The organism is Lactobacillus rodentium, assembly GCF_003423665.1.
Taxonomy (GTDB): domain Bacteria; phylum Bacillota; class Bacilli; order Lactobacillales; family Lactobacillaceae; genus Lactobacillus; species Lactobacillus rodentium.
Genome location: NZ_BFBY01000001.1, coordinates 93,782 through 118,160, shown reverse-complemented (window position 1 = coordinate 118,160; position 24,379 = coordinate 93,782). Strand labels below are relative to the sequence as shown.

General features: G+C 35.7%; 18 protein-coding genes and 2 tRNA genes. 2 read left to right on the top strand and 18 right to left on the bottom strand.

Annotated elements, in window-relative coordinates; translation table 11 throughout:
• Positions 1–9: 9 nt before the first annotated feature.
• The 16 genes from rpoB to pth form a co-directional block, all read right to left on the bottom strand.
• Positions 10–3,630: a DNA-directed RNA polymerase subunit beta gene (gene rpoB / locus LrDSM24759_RS00555; protein ID WP_117117692.1), complete on the bottom strand. Its 3,621-nt coding sequence runs from the start codon at positions 3,628–3,630 to the stop codon at positions 10–12.
• Positions 3,631–3,837: 207 nt separating this feature from the next.
• The gene (locus LrDSM24759_RS00550; protein ID WP_117117411.1) at positions 3,838–6,318 is read right to left on the bottom strand and encodes an ATP-dependent Clp protease ATP-binding subunit; all 2,481 of its coding nucleotides are present in this window, start codon (positions 6,316–6,318) and stop codon (positions 3,838–3,840) included.
• Positions 6,319–6,464: 146 nt separating this feature from the next.
• Positions 6,465–6,701, bottom strand: coding sequence for a phosphoribosylaminoimidazole carboxylase (locus LrDSM24759_RS00545; RefSeq protein ID WP_117117409.1), 237 nt, complete (start codon positions 6,699–6,701; stop codon positions 6,465–6,467).
• A 112-nt stretch (positions 6,702–6,813) separates the two neighbouring features.
• Complete coding sequence (locus LrDSM24759_RS00540) at positions 6,814–8,157, bottom strand: APC family permease (RefSeq protein WP_117117407.1); 1,344 nt, start codon at positions 8,155–8,157, stop codon at positions 6,814–6,816.
• Positions 8,158–8,286: 129 nt separating this feature from the next.
• Positions 8,287–8,360 (bottom strand) — tRNA-Pro (locus LrDSM24759_RS00535).
• Between the two features lie 46 nt (positions 8,361–8,406).
• Positions 8,407–8,478, bottom strand: a tRNA-Gly gene (locus LrDSM24759_RS00530).
• 94 nt (positions 8,479–8,572) lie between these two features.
• Positions 8,573–10,123, bottom strand: coding sequence for a lysine--tRNA ligase (gene lysS, locus LrDSM24759_RS00525; RefSeq protein ID WP_117117405.1), 1,551 nt, complete (start codon positions 10,121–10,123; stop codon positions 8,573–8,575).
• Between the two features lie 23 nt (positions 10,124–10,146).
• On the bottom strand, positions 10,147–11,151 hold the full coding sequence (gene dusB / locus LrDSM24759_RS00520) for a tRNA dihydrouridine synthase DusB (protein WP_117117403.1): 1,005 nt from the start codon (positions 11,149–11,151) through the stop codon (positions 10,147–10,149).
• A 70-nt stretch (positions 11,152–11,221) separates the two neighbouring features.
• Positions 11,222–12,097, bottom strand: a complete 876-nt coding sequence (gene hslO / locus LrDSM24759_RS00515; RefSeq protein WP_117117401.1) for an Hsp33 family molecular chaperone HslO — start codon at positions 12,095–12,097, stop codon at positions 11,222–11,224.
• A 47-nt stretch (positions 12,098–12,144) separates the two neighbouring features.
• Positions 12,145–14,277 carry an ATP-dependent zinc metalloprotease FtsH gene (gene ftsH, locus LrDSM24759_RS00510; protein ID WP_117117400.1) on the bottom strand — a complete coding sequence of 711 codons (2,133 nt, stop codon included), beginning with the start codon at positions 14,275–14,277 and terminating at the stop codon, positions 12,145–12,147.
• A gap of 91 nt (positions 14,278–14,368) precedes the next feature.
• The gene (gene tilS / locus LrDSM24759_RS00505; RefSeq protein ID WP_117117398.1) at positions 14,369–15,676 is read right to left on the bottom strand and encodes a tRNA lysidine(34) synthetase TilS; all 1,308 of its coding nucleotides are present in this window, start codon (positions 15,674–15,676) and stop codon (positions 14,369–14,371) included.
• Between the two features lie 18 nt (positions 15,677–15,694).
• Positions 15,695–16,054: a S1 RNA-binding domain-containing protein gene (locus tag LrDSM24759_RS00500; RefSeq protein WP_117117397.1), complete on the bottom strand. Its 360-nt coding sequence runs from the start codon at positions 16,052–16,054 to the stop codon at positions 15,695–15,697.
• On the bottom strand, positions 16,054–16,434 hold the full coding sequence (locus LrDSM24759_RS00495; protein WP_117117396.1) for an FtsB family cell division protein: 381 nt from the start codon (positions 16,432–16,434) through the stop codon (positions 16,054–16,056). Before LrDSM24759_RS00495 ends, LrDSM24759_RS00500 begins: the two co-directional genes overlap by 1 nt.
• 113 nt (positions 16,435–16,547) lie before the next feature.
• Positions 16,548–16,790 (bottom strand): RNA-binding S4 domain-containing protein, encoded by a 243-nt coding sequence (locus LrDSM24759_RS00490; RefSeq protein WP_117117394.1) that lies wholly within the window; start codon positions 16,788–16,790, stop codon positions 16,548–16,550.
• A gap of 23 nt (positions 16,791–16,813) precedes the next feature.
• Complete coding sequence (gene mfd / locus LrDSM24759_RS00485) at positions 16,814–20,305, bottom strand: transcription-repair coupling factor (RefSeq protein ID WP_117117392.1); 3,492 nt, start codon at positions 20,303–20,305, stop codon at positions 16,814–16,816.
• A gap of 1 nt (position 20,306) precedes the next feature.
• Positions 20,307–20,864 carry an aminoacyl-tRNA hydrolase gene (gene pth, locus LrDSM24759_RS00480; RefSeq protein ID WP_117117390.1) on the bottom strand — a complete coding sequence of 186 codons (558 nt, stop codon included), beginning with the start codon at positions 20,862–20,864 and terminating at the stop codon, positions 20,307–20,309.
• A 143-nt stretch (positions 20,865–21,007) separates the two neighbouring features.
• Here pth and LrDSM24759_RS00475 point away from each other — a divergent pair, with 143 nt between their 5' ends.
• Complete coding sequence (locus LrDSM24759_RS00475) at positions 21,008–21,979, top strand: L-lactate dehydrogenase (RefSeq protein WP_117117388.1); 972 nt, start codon at positions 21,008–21,010, stop codon at positions 21,977–21,979.
• Positions 21,980–22,156: 177 nt separating this feature from the next.
• Positions 22,157–22,837: a cyclic di-AMP binding protein CbpA gene (gene cbpA, locus LrDSM24759_RS00470; RefSeq protein WP_117117386.1), complete on the top strand. Its 681-nt coding sequence runs from the start codon at positions 22,157–22,159 to the stop codon at positions 22,835–22,837.
• 47 nt (positions 22,838–22,884) lie between these two features.
• Here the strand turns inward: cbpA and alr are convergent, their stop codons facing one another.
• Positions 22,885–24,012, bottom strand: a complete 1,128-nt coding sequence (alr, locus tag LrDSM24759_RS00465; protein ID WP_117117384.1) for an alanine racemase — start codon at positions 24,010–24,012, stop codon at positions 22,885–22,887.
• 1 nt (position 24,013) lies between these two features.
• A complete protein-coding gene (gene acpS, locus LrDSM24759_RS00460) occupies positions 24,014–24,373 on the bottom strand; it encodes a holo-ACP synthase (protein WP_117117382.1) in 360 nt (119 codons plus the stop codon).
• Positions 24,374–24,379 lie beyond the last annotated feature (6 nt).

Below are 24,379 nucleotides of genomic sequence, written 5' to 3'. Positions count from 1 at the left end.
TCCTCTTTACTACTTAGAAAGCTTATCATCTGATGAAGAGTCTACTACGGAATGAGCTTGATCTTCATTTTTAGCAGCTTCTTCGGCTAACTTCTTTTTCTCTTGTTGTTCAGCCATCTTAGATAAGGTATCGATATTAAGATGTTCATTTGCATCTTCCATATCACGAAGATCAACTTCATGATGGTTTAGATCTAAAACATTAATATCTAAGCCAAGAGATTGGAGTTCTTTTACTAAAACTCTAAATGATTCTGGTACACCAGGTTTTGGAATCTTTTCACCCTTAACAATTGCTTCATATGCCTTTACACGACCTACAACATCGTCAGATTTGTAAGTTAAAATTTCTTGTAAAGTATAAGCGGCACCGTAAGCTTCAAGAGCCCAAACTTCCATTTCACCAAAACGCTGTCCACCAAATTGTGCTTTACCACCAAGTGGTTGTTGAGTAACCAATGAGTAAGGCCCAATTGAACGTGCGTGGATCTTGTCGTCTACCATGTGAGTTAACTTCAAGTAGTACATAACCCCAACAGAAACTCTGTTATGGAATGGTTCACCGGTACGACCATCGTAAAGAACTGTCTTACCATCTTTGCCAAGACCAGCTTCACGAACTAAGTCCCACATATCATCTTCAGTAGCACCATCGAATACTGGAGTTGCAACGTGAATACCTAAGTGTTTTGCAGCCATACCTAAGTGCAATTCAAGAACCTGTCCAATATTCATACGTGAAGGCACACCCATTGGGTTCAAACAAATATCAACTGGACGACCATCTGGTAAGTATGGCATATCTTCTTCAGGACAAACTAAGGCAATAGTACCCTTGTTTCCGTGACGACCTGAAACCTTATCACCAACTTGGATCTTACGTTTTTGAACAATGTAAACACGAACCATCTTGTTTACACCTGGTGCTAATTCATCACCAGCTTCACGCGTAAAGACTTGAACATTTTGAACAATACCGCCACCACCATGTGGTACACGAAGTGAAGTATCACGAACTTCACGAGCCTTTTCACCGAAAATAGCGTGAAGCAAACGTTCTTCTGCTGATAACTCTGTTACACCCTTAGGAGTAACTTTACCAACCAAAATGTCACCATCTTTTACTTCAGCACCGATACGTACAATACCTTCTTCGTCAAGATCCTTAAGAGCATCTTCACCTACATTAGGAATTTCGCGAGTAATTTCTTCAGGTCCTAATTTAGTATCACGCGCTTCAGATTCATAGTCTTCGATGTGAATTGAAGTATATACATCATCTTTAACTAATTTTTCTGAAATCATAACGGCATCTTCGAAGTTATACATGTCCCAAGTAGTAAAGGCTATAATTGGGTTTTGACCAACAGATAATTCACCCTTATCCATTGCCGGACCATCGGCAATAACTTCACCAGCTACAACTCTTTCGCCCTTATTTACATTAGGAGTTTGGTTATAGTTCTTAGTTGCGTTTGAACGACGGTATTTTTCAAGGACGTATTTATCTAAAGTTTTATCGTCGCGTCTAACTCTAATTTCATTTGCATCAACATATTCAACTACACCAGGTGCCTTAGCTAATAGAGCATCCCCTGAATCGTGAGCAGCACGGTATTCCATACCAGTACCAACAAGTGGTGCATGTGGATTAATCAAAGGAACGGCTTGACGTTGGTGGTTAGCACCCATCAAAGCACGGTTAGAGTCATCGTTTTCAAGGAATGGGATACATGCTGAAGTTACGGAAACTACTTGTTTAGGAATAACATCCATGTAGTCAACTTTATCAGGTGAAACTTCGACATTATCTTCCTTATGACGTGCCAACACAATATCATCTTTAAATGAGCCATCTTCATTAATTGGAGAGTTGGCACTGGCAATAATGTAGTTATCTTCTTCGTCAGCAGTTAAGTAATCAATCTTATCTGTAACTTTATGGTCAGTCCATGAAACACGACGGTATGGAGTTTCAATGAAACCATACTTATTAACTACAGCATAAGTTGCCAAAGAGTTAATCAAACCAATGTTAGGACCTTCAGGTGTTTCAATCGGACAAAGACGTCCATAGTGAGTATAGTGCACATCACGAACTTCATAACCAGCACGGTCACGTGATAAACCACCAGGTCCTAAGGCTGACATACGACGTTTGTGAGTTAACTCGCCCAATGGGTTGTTTTGGTCCATGAATTGTGATAATTGTGATGAACCAAAGAATTCTTTAACTGAGGCAACAACTGGACGGATATTGATTAATTGTTGCGGAGTAACAGTATCAATATCTTGAGTTGACATTCTTTCACGAACAACACGTTCCATACGTGCTAAACCAATTCTAAATTGGTTTTGAAGCAATTCACCCACACGACGAATACGACGGTTACCTAAGTGATCGATATCATCAGTAGTACCAATTCCTTCTTGTAAGTTAAAGAAGTAGTTAATTGAGCTCAATACATCAGCTGGAGTTAAGTGCTTAACGTCATCAGCAATATGACCATTTGACATTAACTTAACTTCTTTTTCAGGATCATTCTTAGAGTAAACCTTAATTTCTTGAACAGTAATTGGTTCAGGAACAACAGCTTCATCTGATGGTTCATAAGTTACCATCTTAAAATCATCGCGATCTAAGTATGGACTTAATTTTTCCATTACTTCGTGAGTAACAACAGTACCCTTTTTAGCAATAATTTCACCAGTATCTGGATCTGCTAAAGTTTCAGCTAAAGTTTGCTTTAATAAACGGTTCTTCAAAGATAGCTTCTTATTAATCTTGTAACGACCAACAGGAGCTAAATCATATCTTCTTGGATCAAAGAAACGTGCATAAAGAAGTGAACGAGATGAATCAGTAGTCTTAGGTTCACCTGGACGTAATCTTTCATAAATGTCTTTTAATGCTTCTGCTACTCTAGAATCAGCAGGATTCTTATGTAAATCCTTATCCAAAGTAAATTTAAGTGAATCAATATCACCAAACATATCAAGGATTTCGCTGTCAGAACCAAAACCTAAAGCACGAATTAAAATAGATAGTGGTAATTTACGAGTTCTATCAATACGTACATAAGCTAAATTCTTAGCATCAGTTTCATATTCAAGCCAAGCACCACGGTTAGGAATAACAGTTGCACCGTAGATTGCACGACCATTCTTATCAAAATCTGAATTGTAATATACACCTGGTGAACGAACCAACTGAGAAACAATAACTCTTTCAGCACCATTAATTACGAAGGTACCTGAATCAGTCATCAATGGGAAATCGCCAAAGAAAACATCTTGGGTCTTAATTTCACCAGTTTCATGGTTAGTTAACTTCAAAGTTACGTGTAATGGTGCAGCATAATTAGCATCATGATCACGAGCTTCTTCAAGAGTATATTTAGGTTTTAAAAGCTTGTAATCAACAAACTCAAGAGAAAGTTTTCCTGAAAAGTCTGAAATTGGCATAATGTCATCAAACATTTCTCGAATACCTTCATCAAGAAACCACTTGTAAGATTGCGTTTGCACATCGGTTAAATTAGGAAGCTTCAACACTTCTTTGATGCGTGAGAAGCTACGTCTAGTACGATGGCTACCGTAGTTTACAGTATGTCCTAACACAGCAAACATCCTTTCTTGCATAAAAAGAGCCTAATATTACATTTATGTTACATTTTGCAAAAAGCCAATTTTTGGGTACAAAAAAACAAAAACAACTTAATAAGTCGTTTTTGTTTTATCATCTCACTGGACAATAGATCAGTGAAATCCTGAATTTCAGCCTTTTAAACAGAGATAATTTTACTCTATTCTTGACTTTTTGTCAAAGCTATTGTATTAGCTCTTAACTAATGATTTAGGTCGATTATTTTCAATTTTAAATTTAAGTTTTCCTTTTTGAGAACCAACTTTAATAGTTTGGCCAGCAGCCAGGTCACCGCTAATTACATTTTCAGCAATCTGATCTTCTAATTCAGTTTGAATCGTTCTTCTCAATGGACGGGCACCCATTTCAGGATCAAAACCATCCTTGGCCAATACATCAAGAGCTGATGAAGAAAGTTTCAAAGTAATATCTTGTTTAGCTAAGCGATTTTCCAATTTTTTGGTCATCAAGCTAACAATTTGGCGTAATTCCGGTTTACTTAGGCTATCAAAGACAACGGTCTCATCAATTCGATTAAGAAATTCTGGTCTAAAGAATTGTTTAGTAGCAGCTTGCACTCTTTCTTTATTAAGACGGTTTTGGTCAGCTAAGTCAGCTGCAAACCCTACTGTCTTATCTTCTTGAATCGAACGTGAGCCCAAATTAGAAGTCATGATAATAATTGTATTTCTGAAGTCTACTTTTCTACCCTTTGAATCAGTTAAAAATCCTTCATCTAAAACTTGAAGTAATAAATTAAAGACTTCTGGGTTAGCCTTTTCTACTTCATCAAGTAAAACTACAGAATATGGATTACGACGAACTTCTTCAGTTAACTGGCCACCTTCTTCATAGCCAACATAACCAGGGGCAGAACCAATTAACTTACTTGATGCTACTTGATCCATATATTCTGACATATCAACACGAATAATATTTTGTTCTGAACCAAATACAGAATCAGCAACTGCTTTTGCAAGTTCAGTCTTTCCTACCCCTGTAGGGCCTAAAAATAGGAAAGATCCGATTGGGCGATTTTCATCCTTAATCCCACTACGGCTACGACGAATCGCTTTACTTACTGCGCTAATTGCTGCATCTTGGCCAATTACACGTTCATGAAGTAAACTTTCCAAATGAGCCAAACGCTTTGTTTCACTTTTCTTCATCCGTGTAACTGGGACACCAGTCCATTGAGCAACAACTTTAGCTATTTCATCACTATTAACTGTTGCCGATTTAGCAGTTTTTGCCTTTAAATTAGAGGTTAATTTATTTAGTTCACTTTGTAACTCTTCTTCTTTAGCTTGAAGTTGTGCTGCTGCGACAAAGTTTTGGTTTTCAGCCGCTTGTTCTTTATCTTGATCGGTTGACCGAATTTGAGCCTCTAGCTTAGACAAACGCGGATTTTTCTCTCTATTAGCCTTGATTTTTACTGCTGCACTTGCTTCATCTATTAAATCAATTGCCTTATCTGGTAAATAGCGATTAGAAATGTATCTAACTGCAAGATCCACTGCATCTTTAACGGCATCATCTGTAATTAATACATGATGATAGTTTTCATACTTTGATTTGAGTCCGGCCAAAATTGCCTGAGCTTCTTTGGCACTTGGTTCTTCAATTTTTACTTGTTGAAAACGTCTTGCTAAAGCTTGATCCTTTTCAATATATTTCTGGTACTCATCGAAAGTAGTAGCCCCAATCATTTGAATGTCGCCTCGTGCTAGAGGTGGTTTCAAAATATTAGAGGCATCAATGGCCCCTTCTGCACCTCCAGCACCAATTAAAGTATGCATTTCGTCTACAAAAAGAATTACGTTGCCATCAAGGTGCACTTCATTGAGGATCTTTTTCATTCGATCTTCAAACTCACCACGATATTTGGTACCAGCAATCAAACTCCCCATGTCTAAAGACATTACTCGTTTATTAAGTAAGTTCTCAGGCACTTGTCCATTTACAATAGCCATGGCAATTTCTTGCGCTACTGCAGTTTTACCAACACCAGGTTCACCAACTAGCACTGGATTATTTTTAGTACGACGAGAAAGAATTTGGATTACTCGTTTAACTTCCTTATCTCTGCCGATAACCGGATCAATTCCGCCTTCTTCAGCACGTTTATTAAGATTTACAGCTACTTTATCTAAATTTGGTGTCATTGATTGACCTTCATTAGAAGTAGAACTTGAATTTAGATTATTTCCCAGATTATTACTTGAACCATAAGGATTGGCTCTGTTTTCCAATCCCTTTAATTGCTCCATTAAATAAGCAGGGTCTAGTCCTAAATTTTTTAAGATTAAACTCGCCAAAATTCTTTCACTGGCAAGTAAGCCCATTAAAATATGGGTAGTCTTAATTTCTGTATTTCCTAATTTATCAGCTCTACGTTTAGCATAGTTTAAGACTAAGTTTAAACGTGGTGATAGTTCAACATAATTAGCCTTGGGGCTTGAACCATAACCAGTATATCTTTCAATTTCTTCTCGTATAACGGTCGGTGTTACCCCATTTTGACGTAAAATTTTTCCGGCTTCGCCATTTGCCTCAATTACTAACGCAAGTAATATATGTTCAGTTCCAATAATACGATGATTAAAATTTTGTGCTTGTTCTCGTGCAATATCTAATACATTTCTAGCACTAGCACTATAAGAATTTTCCATTTTCCACCGCCTTAATAGTTACTATTTTTTAATAAGTAAAAGTATCGTAGTTATGTATTGTAAAACTTAAACTTATAAAAGTAAAATTATTTTTCTCTCATAATTATAACAAGAAAAAGATCCCGACTAAACAGTCAGGATCTTTCCTATTGGAGATCTGTCCAATCAATTGAAAGCGCGGGTTTTTCCACAGCTAAATCTAAGCTTTTATCCAAATCAATCGGGTAAACAGCAGCCACTTCATAAGGAGCTAAGTTTTCCTTATAAGCCCGCGCTTTTTCAAGGTCTTTTGATGCAAATAAGATATCTACAATCCCGTTTTTGTTAGATTCATCGGTCTTGTTAACACTTGCATGCATCACAACATATATTCTTTCTTTCATAGTCTTCATTCCTTCCAGGTGCAATGGAAAGGACTCATTTGAGTCCAATTTAATCCTATCATGGAATGAAGAAAAGAAAAATAAAAATTTTCTATTTTCCACTAAATGTTATTTAATTATTTTCTGTATTTTTAGCAACGCCGGGATTAGGGTCTTTTCTTTTACGTCCGGAGAACAAATATAGTAGTGCAGCGATCACCGCAACTGCAATTCCAACGAAAAATGTTTTCCAAGTAAAATTAAAGACTAAGTAACACGATACTAATAAGGCAATAACAGGAATTAGATAGCCACCAGGTAATTTAAAGCCTTTATTAGGATATTGTCCATTGTGCTTAAACTTCATTACAGCAAAAATTGAAGGAACATACTGGACAAATGACGCAAGCACAATACATGAAACTAAGAAAATGTATGATTGGGTCGTCAACAATGCAGTAATAATTGCACTCATGATAATTGCAATCCATGGAGCCTTATATTTATTCTTTTTACCTACCCATTGAGGTACTAAATTATGTTCTTCTGCTAATGAAGCAACCAGTGAAGGGGCGTTGAAAGATGAAATAAAAGCAACACCAAAAATACTTAAAAGCATCCCAATAATAATAACGATATAACCCCATTCACCAACTGCTTTACCAAAGGCATTAGCAATTGGAGCAGTATAATCACTCATCTTTGACCCAATAATACCAATTCCAATTAAAACAGTTAAAGCATAAAGAATAGTAACTGTAATCATGACAGAAATTAATACTCGGGGAATATTTTTGGTTGGATTTTGCATTTGACGTGCGGCTATCGGAATAAATGAAAAGCCGGTAAACAAATAAAAGACTTCGCTAAATGCTGCACCAAAATGTTTAAAGAATGGTCCTACACCAGTAGTTGCTGCATGTGGCATTACCGGACTAAAGTTAGACCAATGCATGAAAAATACACCAACTACAATAAACAGAACAATAACGCCCAATTTTGCTACGGAAGAAGTATTATCAACAAATTTCACTAATTTTCTACCGTAAAAATTAATAATCGTAAATAAAACAATTAAGCCAATCGCGGTACCAAAATAAATAGCGTCATTTTTATATGCTGGAACAAAACTACGTAAAGTTGTTACAAAAGCTACCACTTCTGCTGCATAGGTACAGCAAGTTAAAAACCAAGTAAATAATCCCAACTCATAACCTGCAAATCTCCCAAAAGCATAGTACGAATAAAGCCACGCTGCACCTGATCCAGTAAAACGGCTAGATAAGTCAGCATAACAAAGTGCAATCATACTTACTGTTAAAGCAGCACATAGAAGTACAACTACACTCATTAAATTCATATCATGATAAATATATTTAGGAAGTAAAAAAGCTCCTGATCCAATGATGGCATTAATTCCTAAAAAGAAGATCGAAATAAACGATAACTTTTTAGTGGGAGCAACACTCTTTCCCATTTTTACATCTTCTTTCTTTTTTCTACATCTCTTTTACCTTAAGTGTTTATTATATTAAATGCAAAAATTAAGTCTTTATGACATAAAAAAGACTTCAAAAGATAAACCTTTGAAGTCTTTAAACTTTTATCGGAAAAACAGGATTCGAACCTGCGACCTCTACGTCCCGAACGTAGCGCTCTACCAAGCTGAGCTATTTTCCGAAAATAAAAAAAGAGATTCACCTTATCGTGAATCTCTTTATGTAGGAGCGGAAGACGGGATTCGAACCCGCGACCCCCACCATGGCAAGGTGATGTTCTACCACTGAACTACTTCCGCAGTACATTAAATAGTATAGCAGAAAATAGTTCTGTTGCAAGAATTATTTTAAATAAATATACATAAAAAGCTGGTAGTCCTACCAGCTTTTATATTATTCTTTATTTTCTTTACGCTTCTTCAAGTCTGCTTGAACTTCAGCATCTACGTCTTCAACTTTTTCAGGACGCATTGTTGGGAATAACAAGACATCACGAATTGCAGGAGCATCAGTCAAAAGCATAGTTAAACGATCAATACCAATTCCTAAACCACCAGTAGGAGGCATACCAAATTCCATGGCACGGATGTAATCTTCATCAATCATATCAGCTTCATCGTTACCAGCTTCACGTTCTGCCATTTGGTCTTCAAAACGGTGACGTTGATCAACTGGATCATTTAATTCTGAAAAGGCATTACCATATTCAGTACCCATAATGAAGATTTCAAAACGATCAGTAAATCTTGGATCATCGGCATTCTTCTTAGCAAGAGGTGAAACTTCTACAGGGTGACCGTAAACAAATGTTGGGTTAACGATTGTCTTTTCACCAAATTCTTCGAAGAAGGCATTGATGATATGACCTACCTTCCAGAATGGTTCAACATGGATACCATGTTCTTCTGCAACCTTTTTGGCTTCATCTAAGGTCATTGGTTGCCAGAAATCAACACCAGTCTTTTCCTTAATCAAGTCAACCATGTGAACACGACGGAATGGCTTACCTAAGTCAAGTTCAGTTCCTTGATAAGTAATCTTACCATCATCACTAACTACACTAGCAGCCGCTTTAATAATTCCTTCGGCTTCATCCATTACATCATGGAAGTCCCAGTAAGCTGCATAGGTTTCAAGTTCAGTAAATTCTGGGTTATGACGAGTATCTACACCTTCATTTCTGAAGACACGACCAATTTCATAAACTCTTTCCATTCCACCAACAATCAAACGCTTCAAAGGAAGTTCAAGCGCAATTCTCATGTAAAGACTAATATCTAAAGCATTATGGTGCGTGATAAATGGACGAGCTTCTGCACCACCAGGGATGTTATGAAGAACTGGAGTTTCAACTTCTAAGAAATCACGGTTATCTAAGTAATTACGGATAGCCTTGATAATCTTAGTACGATTTACAAAACGTTCATAACTTTCACGGTTAGTAATTAAATCAAGATAACGTTGACGATAAATTTGTTCAACATCTTTTAAACCATCCCATTTATTAGGTAATGGACGAAGAGCCTTAGATAAGAAAGTAACGTGAGTAGCACGAATGGTCAATTCACCAGTATCGGTTTTCATTACTTCACCATCGATACCTAGGAAATCACCAATGTCAGATTTCTTAAAAATCTTGTAGTTTTCTTCTCCTACAATATCTTTACGTACGTAAATTTGAATTTTACCAGTACGGTCGTAAAGATCAGCAAAACCAACCTTACCCTTACCACGTTTTGCAAGCATACGACCTGCAACCTTGGTCTTAGGCATATCTGCATTCAATTCATCTTTATCTTCGTCTGAGTACTTTTCATTTAAGGTTTTAGCTAAATCTTGACGATCAAATTTTCTTACGCCAAAAGGTTCAATACCATTTTCGCGCATTTCTTCCATCTTTTCGCGACGAACGATAAGCTGGTCATTCATCTCATTCTTTGCCACTCTAAAAACTCCTTTATTATTTATTAAGCTTGTCTTTGCTTTTGTCTTGCTTCATATTTTTCCACAAAATCATCTAATAGGTCAAAAACTTCTTGTTTTGTCCATACTTCATTTATTTTAGCACGTGTTCGAGCTGAACGGGGAATTCCTTTTAGATAATATGCAGCCTGACGTCTAAATTCAGGAACCGCAATTTTTTCTCCCTTAAGTTCAATTAAACCTGCAAGTTGATTTTTGGCCGTTTCAACTTTTTCTTCCACAGTTTGAGGTAGTAAAAGTTCTCCTGTGTCTAAATAATGAGTTACTTCTTTTAATAGCCAAGGATTTCCTAAAACTGCACGTCCCATCATTACCGCAGTAGCTCCAACTTCATCAAGCATTTTCTTAGCCTTTTGCGGACTATCAACATCCCCATTACCAACAAATGGAATAGTCAAAGCATCTGCGACATCTTTTAAGATACCCCAATCAGCTTCACCCATGTACATTTGTTTACGCGTACGACCATGCATTGCAACTGCACTGGCACCTGCTTCTTGGGCAGCTAAAGCATTTTCAACCGCAAAAATATTACGTTGATCCCAACCAGTTCTCATCTTAACTGTAACTGGTTTTTTAACATTTCTGACTACTGCACGTACCATTTGATAAATCTTGTTAGGATCTTTGAGCCACATGGCTCCGGCATCAGTCTTAGTTACCTTTGGTACAGGACAACCCATATTAATATTGATAATATCGGCTGCAGTATTTTCATCAACATAGTGGGCTGCTTCAACTAAAGTTTCTTCACTACCACCAAAAATTTGGATACTCATTGGGTGTTCACGAGGATCAACTTGAAGCATGCTTAAAGTTTTCTTATTGCGATAAATAATTCCATGGTCAGAGATCATTTCACAAACTACTAACCCAGCACCAAATTCTTTGCAGACAACTCTGAAAGCCGCATTAGAAATACCAGCCATTGGTGCAACAACAACTTGATTAGGAATAGTAAGATCTCTTATTTTCCAGCTTTTACTCACTTCAACACATCCTTTCACAAATACTTTAATATTCTAACAAAAAATTAGTAAATCGACTATTACTCTTAGATTACTTTGCCTGTTTTTGAATATCTTTTAATTCATCTTCACTAAAATGATATTTTTTGCCACAGAAGCGACAGGTTAATTCGGCACCATGATCTTTTTCAATCATTTCTTTTAATTGGTCTGGTTTAATCGTAGCAAGGATTTCACTATATTTTTCTTTAGAACAATCACAAGCAAAACTTACCTCTTGCTTATCTAAGACCTTGCAATCATCACCCAAGATTTTTTTAGCTAAATCTTCTGGGGTGGTTCCATCCAAGAACATTGTTGACAAGTTAGGAAGCGCCTTGATTCTCTTTTCTACCTTTTCTAGTAAAGCATCATCAGCACCTGGCAAAGCTTGCATCATAAAGCCACCAGCAGCACCAATTGAATTATTTGGTTCTACAAATACTGATAATCCTACAGCTGAAGGAATTTGTTCAGATTTAGCTAAATAATAAGTAAAGTCCTCCGCAATTTCACCACTTACGATTGGAACCTCGCCAGTATAAGGCTCCTTGAGTCCTTGATCTTTAGTTACTTCAAGCCAGCCTTGACCTACAGCCTTTGCCACATCGATATGGCCATCTTTTTTTGGTGGTAACGCAATATGGGGATTTTGAACGTAACCTTTTACAGTTAAATCAGCTTGCGCTGTTACTACAGTTGCTCCTACTGGACCATTTCCTAGTAAACGTACTGTTAGTTCATCTTTATCTTTTAATAAAGCACCAGCTAAAAGCAATCCTCCGACCATTGTTCTACCTAATACTGCTGAAGAAGCACTCCAGGTGTCATGTCTTTTTTGAGCTTCACTAACTACACCTTTAGCAGTAATGGCTAATAATCTTAACTTTTTATCTTTATCAATTGCTCTAATTAAATAATCATTCATCATAATTTCTCCTAAAAAAATAGAGCCCGAAGGCTCTATTTTTTATCTTAATCTTGATCGTCATCCTTCTTATCTTCTTTAGTTGCATTTTTATCTTGCTTTTCAGAAGGCGGATTTAAAGGAATATCATCAATATTCTTGTGATCATCTGGAAGTGGATGAATATCTTCTTTATCATCCTTTTCTTCTACTTTTTCACGTTTTTGATCACGTTTTTCCATAGCAGCTTTTGCTTCATCATAAGTTAAAGCATCACTCTCACTTGGAAATTCATTATCTTCATTTTCAGGCATTTTTCCATATTTAAACAAAGATAAAATTTGCTTTTCGTTTAAAGTTTCATACTTAAGTAATGCTTCGGCAATTACCTTATGGGTATCACGATGACTCTTAATGATGTCAACTGCGGTTTGGTAACCTTCATCTAAGATGTTCTTTACTGCTTCATCAATCTTAGCAGCAGTTGCTTCACTGTATGATCTAGCTCCAAATTCATTTTGTTGACTTGGTGATTCAAGCTCTGTCATTCCGACATCAGTCATACCGTATTGTGTAACCATACCACGAGCAATGTTTGTAGCCTGTTCAAAGTCATTTGAAGCACCAGTTGATTTATCACCAACCACAACTTCTTCACCGGCACGACCACCCATTAATCCCGCAACTTGTTCCATCAATTGCTTCTTGGTTAACAAGTTTTGATCTTCCTTAGGAAGCATAATGTTGTAACCACCAGCGCGACCACGAGGTACGATAGTAACTTTTCTAACGGTTCTAGAATCACTTAGAACTAAACCAACAATTGCGTGTCCTGCTTCGTGGAAAGCAACCCGCTTTCTTTCAGCTGCTGAAATAACAGTATCTTTCTTAGCTGGTCCAGCAATTACACGATCTTCAGCTTCATCAATGTCAGAGGCTGTAATTTCTTTCTTATCACGACGAGCAGCAACTAAGGCAGCTTCATTTAAGACATTTTCAAGATCAGCCCCTACAAAGCCTGGAGTTTGACGCGCAACTTCTTTTAAATCGACATCAGAAGCAAGTGGCTTATTGCGAGCGTGTACCTTTAAGATAGCTTCCCGTCCCTTAACATCAGGACGACCAACTAATACTTTACGGTCAAAGCGACCCGGACGTAGTAAAGCAGGATCCAAGACATCTGAACGGTTAGTGGCAGCCATCACAATGACACCTTCGTCGCCATCAAAACCATCCATTTCAACTAATAATTGGTTTAAGGTTTGTTCACGCTCATCGTGTCCTCCACCCATGCCATTACCACGTTTACGTCCAACAGCATCAATTTCATCAATAAAAATGATACTTGGCGCATTTTTCTTGGCAGTTTCAAAGAGGTCACGAACACGAGAAGCACCTACACCAACGAACATCTCAACAAAATCTGAACCAGAAATTGAATAAAATGGTACGCCGGCTTCACCGGCAACAGCACGTGCTAGTAAAGTCTTACCAGTTCCGGGAGGACCTTCTAAAAGGACCCCGGCAGGAATTCTTGCCCCTAATTTAGTGTATTTAGTTGGATTCTTTAAAAATTCAACGATTTCTACAAGTTCTTGTTTTTCTTCTTCTTCCCCAGCTACATCTGAGAAACGAACTTTATTTTTCTTAGGATCTTGTGGTTTAACTTTGGATTTACCAAAGTTCATTACTCCACCACGGCCACCTTGTCCACCTTGGTTCATCATCATCCAAAGCATTACAATGAAAATCAAAGTGGGAACAAGCATGACTAAGGTAGAAATCCAACTACCTGTTTGTGATTCTCCTTGATTAGAAATTTTTGTACCATTCTTTTGTGCAAGATTTGATACATTCTTAACCATGGAATCATTTTGTAGCATAGTGGTACTAAAGTTAGTAACTTTATTATTACTCTTAGTGCCACCAAAGAAGTCTAAACTACTATTTTGGGAATTCTTAGCTTTTTCAGCTTTTTTGTAAGTACCAGTAACAGTATAAACGCCATTTGCTGGTTGAATATTGATACTCTTGACTTTACCGTTATTCAATTCCTTTACTAGGGTTGAGTAACTAATATTTTCAGAGGAACCACCATTGCCTGACCCACCGACAAACCAATTAATTCCTCCCAAGAGGATCACGAATACCAAAATATAGAAAAGACCGTTAGAAAGCAGTCTATTTCTTCTATTTTTCATATCGAACCTCCATGAAATTTCAATGAATTACCTCAAAAGTTTACCATAAATCAACTTTTTTCTCTATTATTTGAAATTTCTTCAACTTATCTTAAATTTCATAAACCATGTATTTTACAAAACTAGGATCATAAGTTTGTTTACTATAAACATCCATAATATATTGAACTTCATTACTCTCATCTCCCGCCATAATTGCAAAACAGGAGGAACGTAACACGTTCGGAATGCCACTTTCAGCAAACTTTTTCTTAGCCTTGGTTTGGCTACCATTGGCTAAGAGTAACTTTTGTCCTAGTGGTAGAGAACCAACTTTTAAAGTAAGATTTTCTTTACCATAAAAATCACCTATTTTTATAAAAGGTAAATTTTGTCTAGAAATTATATATTTTTTCCTTTTAAATGTAAATATTTTTTCCAAACTAACTTTAAAAGGAGTTACATAATTTGCATCATATTCTTTTGCCCGATAAATATAATATCGATCTTGATAAAGAATCAAAACAATTCCAGCCTTTTTTTGATGAATATTGGGCTTATCTTCTAATTCATCAAAATGAACATGTTGATGAAATTTTTGTAAAACTAACCATTCAAAATAAAGTCTCTTTTGCGTTAAATTTAATGAATGTAAATCACTTAGCCTTCCTGTCCAAGTACTATATTTCCTTTGAGGAGAAGGAAAAGTTTCAAATAACGTAATTTGACTTTTTGCAAGTTGCGCTTCACTAGTTTGAAATCGATTTGCATTTTCAATTAAATTTTGATTTTCAGATTTCAAAAGTGGAACAACATGATGACGCAGGCGATTTCTTAAAGTATTATCTTCAAAATTTGTTTTATCTTGAACATACGTCAAGTGATGTTCATTAACATAGCGCAACAAATCTGTTTTAGAGTATTGCAGCAAAGGACGCAAGAGATACGCCTGGGTATCTTCAAAGTTTCCTATTTGAACTAAGCTATTCATTTCTTGCACATTTCCGGAACGAATTAATTTTAAGAGAATATTTTCAATTAAGTCATCACCATGATGAGCGGTTAACAAATAATCTATTTCTTTCTCTAACACTATTTGTCTTAAAAATGAATAACGATAGTTACGCGCTGCCGCTTCAATACCACTTGTGGGTTGCTCAGGTTTGGGCCATTTTTTCTCAATCAACTGCAAATTATAGTAATTACAATATTGAGAAATCACTTTACTTTCTTGATAACTATCACTGCGTAATTGATGATCTAAATGTCCCACACATAGTTGAGTTGTAGGATCTTTTACACTCTGACGCATTAAATCAAGTAAAGCCATAGAATCTGGCCCACCACTTACGGCTAATAAAATCTTTTTATCTTCGAGTGGAAGATGATTTTTAGTAAAAAATTCCTGTAAATTTTTCATTATTAATAAAAAAGTGACCTAAAGGTCACTTTTACTTAACTCTTCTTTTAAATATTTTAATTCTTGAGTTGCTTTATTCGTTAATTTAGTGAGACTTTGAGTAAAGTTTTTTTGTTGATTAAAAGAATTAGTGGGATCAATTAATTTAGGATCATTAACACGACTTAAAGATAAAGATAAGCGACCATGGCTATTATTTAATACCACTACTCTTAATTCTTGCCCCACCTCAAACTTTGCCTTACTGCTAGGCCATTTTTCTCCAAAATCTGATTCATGAATCAAACCATGATGTCGTTTGGGTAAATCAACAAAAATTCCAAAATCAACAATATTATTGATTTTTCCATTCACTCTTAAACCAGTTTCAAATTTCACTAATTATTATCTCCTGCTGTTTCTGGAATATTATAAATAGTTTCACCAGGCTTTGAGTAATAAAATTTATACCGAATCATTTTAGACAAATAATCAGGATCACGTAAGTTAGTAGCCTGATCTTCAAGGTTTTTATTACTCTTTTTTAATTTAGTTAATTGTTTATTAGTAGTAACAGCCTGGGCATTAATTTTATTTGTTTGAACATGGACCATTATCAATTGAATGCCAAAAATAAGAAAGACTACAGCAAAAATTGCTAAGATACGATTACGACGCACACGATGCACTTCTTTTACTTTTTTATTAGCTTTTCTTTGTAAACGTGCAATTCTTTCTTCATCACTTAATGCATTATAAATACGAGGTCCATTATTCATTATATACTGCCCACCCTTTAGCTTTTTAATATTAATTTATCCTAATGTATCAATAACTTTTAGTTATTTAATATGTAACATTTCTAGTTTAGCACGGCAGCAATTAATTGTCACTAGTCAATTAACTCATAGAGTTCGCTAGCTTCTGCTTTTTTAGTTGTTTCACGCAAATCTAATACTTTAGCTTTTATTTCTTTTGTACCAAAACCAATTTTAATGACATCCCCAATTTTTACATCATAGCTTGATTTAACGGTTCGATCATTCACTTCTACACGTCCTTGATCGGCCATTTCTTTGGCAACAGTACGTCTTTTAACCAATCTTGATACTTTTAAAAATTTATCTAATCTCATTTTTACCTCTTTACCTCTCAAATTTATCTTTGAATAATCTCAGCCGCTGCTGATAAAAAAATATTCATTTCATTAAATAATTGTCGCATAGACATTTTATCTGGTACTTCTAACATCACATTTAAACGTTGATGTTGATCTGTACTTACACGCGCACGCAAATTAACATGTTCTAACGCCTTAAAAACGTTAGGTCCTTCTAGCTCTCGAGATGCCTTATTGTCAAAAATAATCTGAATTTTTTGTCCTTTTTGTACTACTGTAATCGCCTGTGCTAGATCAGCATTTAATTTAAGCGTAGAGACATTGAGCAAGTTTTCTACCGCTACTGGGTAATCGCCAAATCGATCAATTAATTCATCAGCAATTTCTTCAGCTTCTTTTTTGCTTTGGATTGCTTTAATCTTCTTATAAAATTCAATTTTTTGTTCTTGATCAGCAATATATTCATCAGGGATGTAGGCTTCAAGGTCAAAATTAACTTCAGCATTAGTTTTGACCACTGTTTTTTGTCCTTTACGTTCTTTAATAGCATCATCAAGCATTTGAGAATATAAATCATATCCAACACTATCAATAAAGCCGTGTTGCTGTGACCCGAGCATATTACCGGCACCTCTAATCGACAAGTCACGCATGGCAATTTTAAAACCAGAACCTAATTCCGTAAAGTCTCTAATCGCACTTAAACGTTTCTCTCCGACTTCGGTTAAAACTTTATTTGGTTGATACAGGAAATAACCATAAGCTAATCGCGCACTACGTCCTACACGACCACGTAATTGATACAACTGACTCAAGCCATAATGATCCGCATTTTCAACAATTAAAGTATTAACATTTGGCATATCAACTCCAGTTTCAATAATTGTGGTTGTAACCAACACATCAAACTCATTATTTACAAAACGATACATAATATCTTCTAATTGATTTTGGCTCATCCGTCCATGAATAAATTCAATTCTTGCTTCAGGAATTAGTTCTTGTAATTGACTAACTACCTTATCAATATCATCAATACGGTTGTGTAAGAAAAATACCTGACCATTACGCTTCATTTCACGTAGAACGGCTTCGCGAACTACACTAGGTACTTCCTCCATTACATAAGTTTGAATTGGATAACGGTTAACTGGTGGAGTTTCCATAACTGACAAATCACGTACACCAACCATCGACATGTGTAATGTACGTGGGATTGGCGTAGCAGTTAACGTTAAAACATCAACATTAGATTTTAATTCTTTTAAACGTTCCTTATGTTTAACACCAAAGCGTTGCTCTTCATCAACAATTAATAAGCCCAGGTCCTTAAAACTAACATCTTTAGATAAAATACGGTGCGTTCCCACTACCATATCAATTTTTCCCGCTTTTAAATCAGCAATTATCTGCTTTGCTTCTTTGTCACTTTGGAATCTTGAAAGTAGAGCCACATTAACAGGAAAATTTTTAAAACGATCTTGCATTGTTTCAAAGTGCTGCTGAGCCAAAATTGTTGTTGGCACTAAAAAGGCCACTTGTTTACCGTCTTGCATCGCCTTAAAAGCTGCTCGTAAGGCTACTTCGGTCTTACCAAAACCTACATCCCCGACTAAAAGCCGATCCATTGGTCTTGGACTTTCCATGTCAGCTTTAATTTCCTTTAATGACCTTTGCTGGTCAGGAGTTGCTGGATAAGGGAAGGCATCTTCAAATTCTCTTTGTAATTCATCATCTGGACTAAAAGCATATCCCTTTTCGGATTCACGCTTTGCATATAACTCAATTAAGTCATCTGCAATATCTTCAACTTTGGCTTGAACTTTACGTTTAGTCTTAGCCCATTCACTACCACCTAATTTATTAATATGGGGAACTTTTCCTTCAGAACCAACATATTTTTGTACTAAGCCTAATTGATCGGCCGGAATAAACAATTGATCATGATGTTGGTAAGTTATCGTAATATAATCGCGATTCTTACCATCAACCTTCATCGTTTTAATGCCTTCAAAGCGCCCAATCCCATGATTAACATGAACTACATAATCGCCGGGTTTTAATTCAGTATAGTTACGCAATCTTTGGGCATTTTCAAGTGTTTTAACACGCTTTTTACGCTTAGGCTTTTGATTAAATAATTCTCGTTCAGTCAAATAAACCAAATTAACGTTCGGTAAAGTAAAACCATTAGAATACGACCCTACGATAATTTGCGTTACATTTTCTTTAACCTGGTCATTATCAACGATTGGGACATCTAAGCCATAATCAACTAAATTTTGTTGAATTTCATGGCTACGCTGTTCATTATCGGCTTGTAAAATTACAGTATTTTTTTCTTTAGCAAAACTGGTCAATTCACTCTTAATTAATGGCATTTGACTAAAGAATTGTTCAGGTTCACGACTTACAAAATTAAATAGTTGATCGAATTTCATCCGACCTGTACCTTTTTGGAATAAAGAAAAAAGTACTTGTGGCTGTTTAATTTTTCTAGTGACTTTATCAAAATCTAACCGTAAGCTTTGGCTATTTAACATTCCACCAAGTTTTATTTCTTGCGAAATAAAGGCTTCATTTTGAGCAGTCACATCACTAACATTTTTCTTAATGTGGTTCCAATCATCAAACATAACCACGCTAGCAGTCGGTAAATAATCAATAATTGAAGCCGGCTTTTCTAACAAATAATCAACTAAAAAAGCGTTGTTTTCAGGTAATTCACCACGTTCTAAAGTATCAAGATCTACTCCAAAATGACTTTTAACATTTTCAGGATCTGCAATACTTTCAGCCATATCTTTTTTTAAATTTTTTGCAGCCCGTTCCAAATCGGTTACTGCATAAATTCGATCTAGCGCCGAACCAATAGTAACACTATCTAAATCCTTAATACTTCTTTGATTACTAGCATCAAATTCTTTAATGGTATCTATTTCATCCCCAAAGAATTCAATTCTAATTGGATTTTCTCGACTTAAAGGGTAAATATCTAAAATATCTCCGCGTAGAGCAAATTCACCTGGTCGTGCAACCAAACTTTCTCGACGATAACCAGATTGGATCAACCAATTAGTAAGATCACTCAAGTCATTTTCTTGACCTATTTTTAAACTTCGTGAAGCTTTGGCAAATTCTTCTGGATTCGATAACTTATATTGTAGAGCCTGCGGAGTTGCTACTACAATTCCCGGACGATCACTCAAGAGAAATTGAAGTGCTTCTAAACGTTGACTTAATTCATCCGGTGATGCAACTGCTGCTTGAGTAGCCAGACTACTGTCTACTGGAAAAGATACAACTGGTGCATCTACTACAGCTTCTAAGTCACTCGCGATTCTCTGTGCGCGATCTTCATTTTCTTCTACCAACAATATTGGATGACGAATAGTTTTAACAAATTGCTTTAAGACAGCATTAAAAGCCCCTGGATTCACTCCAGTCAATAAAGACTTTTTTGAATCAGGGACATTATCAATAAATTTATTTAAATCTTTGTCTTGATTTATTATTTCACTAACTTGCATTTTAATTGTATCGATTCATCAAATACTGAGCATCTTTACCACTAATAAAATCATCAATGATGTCTTCACTAGTTGTAAAGGCAGCGTCCATTAGTTTTTGTTGATCAGCATTAAATGGAGTTAACACCCAAGAAACAACAGTTTCATTTTCAGGATGCTTAATACCAATCTTTAGACGATTAAAATTATTTGTTCCTAGACAAGCCATAATACTCTTAATTCCGTTATGACCACCAGATTTACCATTAGCTCTAATTCTTATTTTTCCAATGGGCATGTCCATGTCATCCTGAATTACAAGAATATCTTTCGGATCAATTTTGAAAAAATTAGCTACTTGAGCAATCGATTTACCTGAGTCATTCATATAAGTTTGTGGTTCAAGAAAAATTACATCTTCACCATTAATCTTTTCTTTAGTCCAAAGACCATCAAATTTATCTTTATTCAAAGTTAAATTGTTTTTATCTAAGTAATTATCTAAGGCCATAAATCCAGTATTATGTTTAGTACGATCATATTTTTGACCTGGATTACCTAAACCTGTAATTAATTTCATTGTTTTCTCCTCTTAACTGCTTTACTTGTGTACTGATTATAGCATATACCGTAATGCCTTCTACTTTAAAACAACTTCTCTCTCATGCTATAATCCTTATGTGAAAAAATTCATAATATCTATCATGAAAGGAAGCTTTTCTCATGTCAGAAGAAAAAATCCACAAAATTATTCTTGTTGGTGACGGTGCCGTAGGTTCAAGCTATGCCTTTTCACTTGTACAACAGGGTATTGCTCAAGAATTAGGTATCGTTGATATTATTGAAGATCGTACTAAGGGTGATGCGATCGACTTATCTGATGCTCTTCCATGGACTGCACCAAAGAATATTTATTCTGCAAAGTATGAGGATGCCAAAGACGCTGATTTAGTTGTGATTTCTGCTGGTGCTCCTCAAAAGCCTGGTGAAACTCGCCTTGACTTAGTTAACAAGAACTTAAAGATTTTAAGCTCTATCGTTGAACCAATTGTTGAATCTGGCTTTAATGGTATTTTCTTAGTAGCGGCTAACCCTGTTGATATTTTAACTCATGCAACTTGGAGAATGTCTGGCTTCCCAGAAGATCGTGTCATCGGTTCTGGTACTTCACTTGACTCAGCTCGTTTACAAAAAGTTATCGGTGAAATGGAAAAAGTTGACCCTCGTTCAGTTAATGCTTACATGCTTGGTGAACACGGTGATACCGAATTTCCTGCATGGAGCTACAACAATGTTGGTGGTGTAAAAGTTAGTGATTGGGTAAAAGCCCACCCAGAAGTCGGTGAAGACAAACTTGAAGCCATCCACAAGGAAGTTGCTGATATGGCTTACAAGATCATTAACTTAAAGGGTGCTACTTTCTATGGTATCGGTACGGCTTTGGCATTCATTACTAAAGCTATCTTGAACAATGAACACCGTGTTCTTCCACTTTCTGTTCCAATGAATGGTCAATATGGACTTCATGATATCCACATCGGTACTCCAGCTGTTGTTGGACGTCATGGTATTGAACAAATTATTGAAATGCCATTAAATGACAAGGAAAAGGAACTTATGACTGCTTCAGCTGACCAATTGAAGAAAGTCATGGATAAAGCATTTGAAGAAACCGGCGTTAAGACTCGTCAATAATTTTTTAATAATTATTTATTAATGAAGATAGGTATTACCTAGTAATGCCTATTTTTATTTTGTCAAAAATTAAGTTTAAATTTAGATATAGAGCATTTTTAATTATCCTTTAAGTTTTTACTGATTATATGCTATACTTTTAATGACTTATTACACTTAAATCATGGGAGGCAATCAATGCTAATTAAATCGCTTGTATATAAGAAGGATTATTTAACTACTGTCAATGAGAAAGCCACTTTAGCTGAAGCTTTAAAGATACTAGAAGATTCTGGATTCAGATGTGTACCAATTCTCGATGATAGTGGCAAAATCTTTAGAGGTAATATTTATAAAATGCATATTTACCGTCATAAATCTCAAGGCGGTGATATGAACTTACCAGTTACTTATTTATTAAAGAATGCAACTAAGACTATCAAGGTTAATTCACCATTCTTCCGTGTATTCTTCAATATTAAAGACTTGCCTTACATTGCTGTTTTAGATGAAGAAAACCATTTTTACGGTATTTTAACTCACTCCAGTCTTTTAAACATGTTATCTGATGCTTGGAATATTAAATCTGGTTCCTATGTATTAACCGTATTATCAGATAATAGTCGTGGTAATTTAGCTAAAATGAGTAAAATAATTTCTAAGTACACTAACCTAGGTGGTTGTCTTACTTTAGATACCAAGCAAGGGGAACTAGTAAGACGAAACTTATTTACTTTGCCAATTGGTGTTTCAAGACAAACTATGGAAACTATTGTTAAAAAATTAGAACGTAAAGGTTATGTAGTTGCTGAAATTGAAGATTTACAATCAGGGATGACTATTCGCAGTGATGAAAAACCTGGCGAATTCTTAGGATAAATAGTTTAAAGTAAAAGACAGTCATATGACTGTCTTTTTTTGTGTATTTAATTTTGATAAACGCGAGGTAAACGATCTGATAATAAACAAGCAATTTCATAGTGAATTGTATCTACTTGATCAGCCACCGCTTTAATATTATTAGGAGCCTTTGGATCAGCTGAAATTAATTCTACTTTAGTTCCAACTGGTACTTCTTTAGGTAAAAGTACCATAAATTGATCCATACAGACACGTCCTACAATTGGACAATAATCTTCACCCACTTTTACTTTAAAGCCCTGCATTTTTCTTTGCCAGCCATCAGCATAGCCGACTGGCACTGTACCAATCCACTGATCTTTATCAGCAACAAAAGTTGCCCCATAACTTACACCATAGCCAGAATGAATTTTCTTTACAAAAGTTAATTCAGAAGTAAAAGATAAGGCTGGTTTCAAATCCACATGGGATTCAAGGTCTTTGCCATTTGGTACAGAGGATGGATTTAAGCCATACATTGCTACCCCATAACGTACAATATCAGTTTTTATCTTACGATCAAAGACGGCTGCAGCACTATTTGCCATATGAATATATTTAGGTTTAACCGTAAGCAAATCTTTCATATGGTTAAAGCGGTCAACTTGATAATCTAAATAAGAAGTATCTGCAGAATCAGCCTTAGAAAAGTGAGTAAACATTCCTTCTACTTCAAAATGTGGGTTATCTTGTAAGAATACATTAGCTGCTTTAAATTCATCATCTTCACTAAAACCAATTCTTCCCATACCAGAATCAATTCCAAGATGAATTTTCAAAGTTTGACCAGTTTCAGTTAAAATTTTATCGGCTTTTTTAAGCCATTCTAAACTTCCAACTGTCAAAGATATATTTTTTTGTGCTGCCAATGGAGCCCATTGAGTTGGAACAATTCCCAAAACTAAAATTGGCTTAGGTAAACCATATTCTCTTAATTGCAAGCCTTCATCAAGAGTTGCTACACAAAAACCAGTTGCTCCCGCTTCTAAAGCCGCGTGCGCTACTGGAATTGCGCCATGACCATAAGCATTGGCCTTTACAACGGCCCATAGTTGTTGGTTATTATCTAAACGTTTAATTTCATTTTTAACATTTGTTTTTATTGCATCCAAGTCAACATTTATTTGTGCTGGGCGATGTATTGCAGGAACCATTTTATATCTCCTCTAATAACACTTGTGTGATTGCATAGTTTTTTTCATGAGAAATGCTGACTAAGATTTTACCACTAAATTTTGTCGAGGTCATAATTGGTTGACCAAGTTTATTCTGCAAAGTTTCTACATCTTTAAAATTAATCTTTTTACCTAAACCTGTTCCCATAGCCTTGGAAAAAGATTCTTTAGCAGAAAATCTTCCAGCAAGATATTCAATTTGTCTTTGCCCTGAATAGCCTTGATATTGGTCAAACTCTTTCTCTGTTAATACCTTTTTGGCAAAACTATCACCGCGCCGAGCCTGAATTTTTCTAACTCGATCAAGATCAATAATGTCTATTCCAATGCCTTGAATCATGATTTT

Coding starts and splice junctions, on each gene's coding strand:
- LrDSM24759_RS00540 (WP_117117407.1), bottom strand. CDS start 8,157: ATGGGAAAGAGTGTTGCTCCCACTAAAAAGTTATCGTTTATTTCGATC.
- LrDSM24759_RS00545 (WP_117117409.1), bottom strand. CDS start 6,701: ATGAAAGAAAGAATATATGTTGTGATGCATGCAAGTGTTAACAAGACC.
- mfd (WP_117117392.1), bottom strand. CDS start 20,305: ATGCAAGTTAGTGAAATAATAAATCAAGACAAAGATTTAAATAAATTT.
- rpoB (WP_117117692.1), bottom strand. CDS start 3,630: ATGTTTGCTGTGTTAGGACATACTGTAAACTACGGTAGCCATCGTACT.
- ftsH (WP_117117400.1), bottom strand. CDS start 14,277: ATGAAAAATAGAAGAAATAGACTGCTTTCTAACGGTCTTTTCTATATT.
- acpS (WP_117117382.1), bottom strand. CDS start 24,373: ATGATTCAAGGCATTGGAATAGACATTATTGATCTTGATCGAGTTAGA.
- alr (WP_117117384.1), bottom strand. CDS start 24,012: ATGGTTCCTGCAATACATCGCCCAGCACAAATAAATGTTGACTTGGAT.
- LrDSM24759_RS00550 (WP_117117411.1), bottom strand. CDS start 6,318: ATGGAAAATTCTTATAGTGCTAGTGCTAGAAATGTATTAGATATTGCA.
- hslO (WP_117117401.1), bottom strand. CDS start 12,097: ATGAATGATTATTTAATTAGAGCAATTGATAAAGATAAAAAGTTAAGA.
- cbpA (WP_117117386.1), top strand. CDS start 22,157: ATGCTAATTAAATCGCTTGTATATAAGAAGGATTATTTAACTACTGTC.
- pth (WP_117117390.1), bottom strand. CDS start 20,864: ATGAAATTAATTACAGGTTTAGGTAATCCAGGTCAAAAATATGATCGT.
- LrDSM24759_RS00490 (WP_117117394.1), bottom strand. CDS start 16,790: ATGAGATTAGATAAATTTTTAAAAGTATCAAGATTGGTTAAAAGACGT.
- LrDSM24759_RS00475 (WP_117117388.1), top strand. CDS start 21,008: ATGTCAGAAGAAAAAATCCACAAAATTATTCTTGTTGGTGACGGTGCC.
- LrDSM24759_RS00495 (WP_117117396.1), bottom strand. CDS start 16,434: ATGAATAATGGACCTCGTATTTATAATGCATTAAGTGATGAAGAAAGA.
- tilS (WP_117117398.1), bottom strand. CDS start 15,676: ATGAAAAATTTACAGGAATTTTTTACTAAAAATCATCTTCCACTCGAA.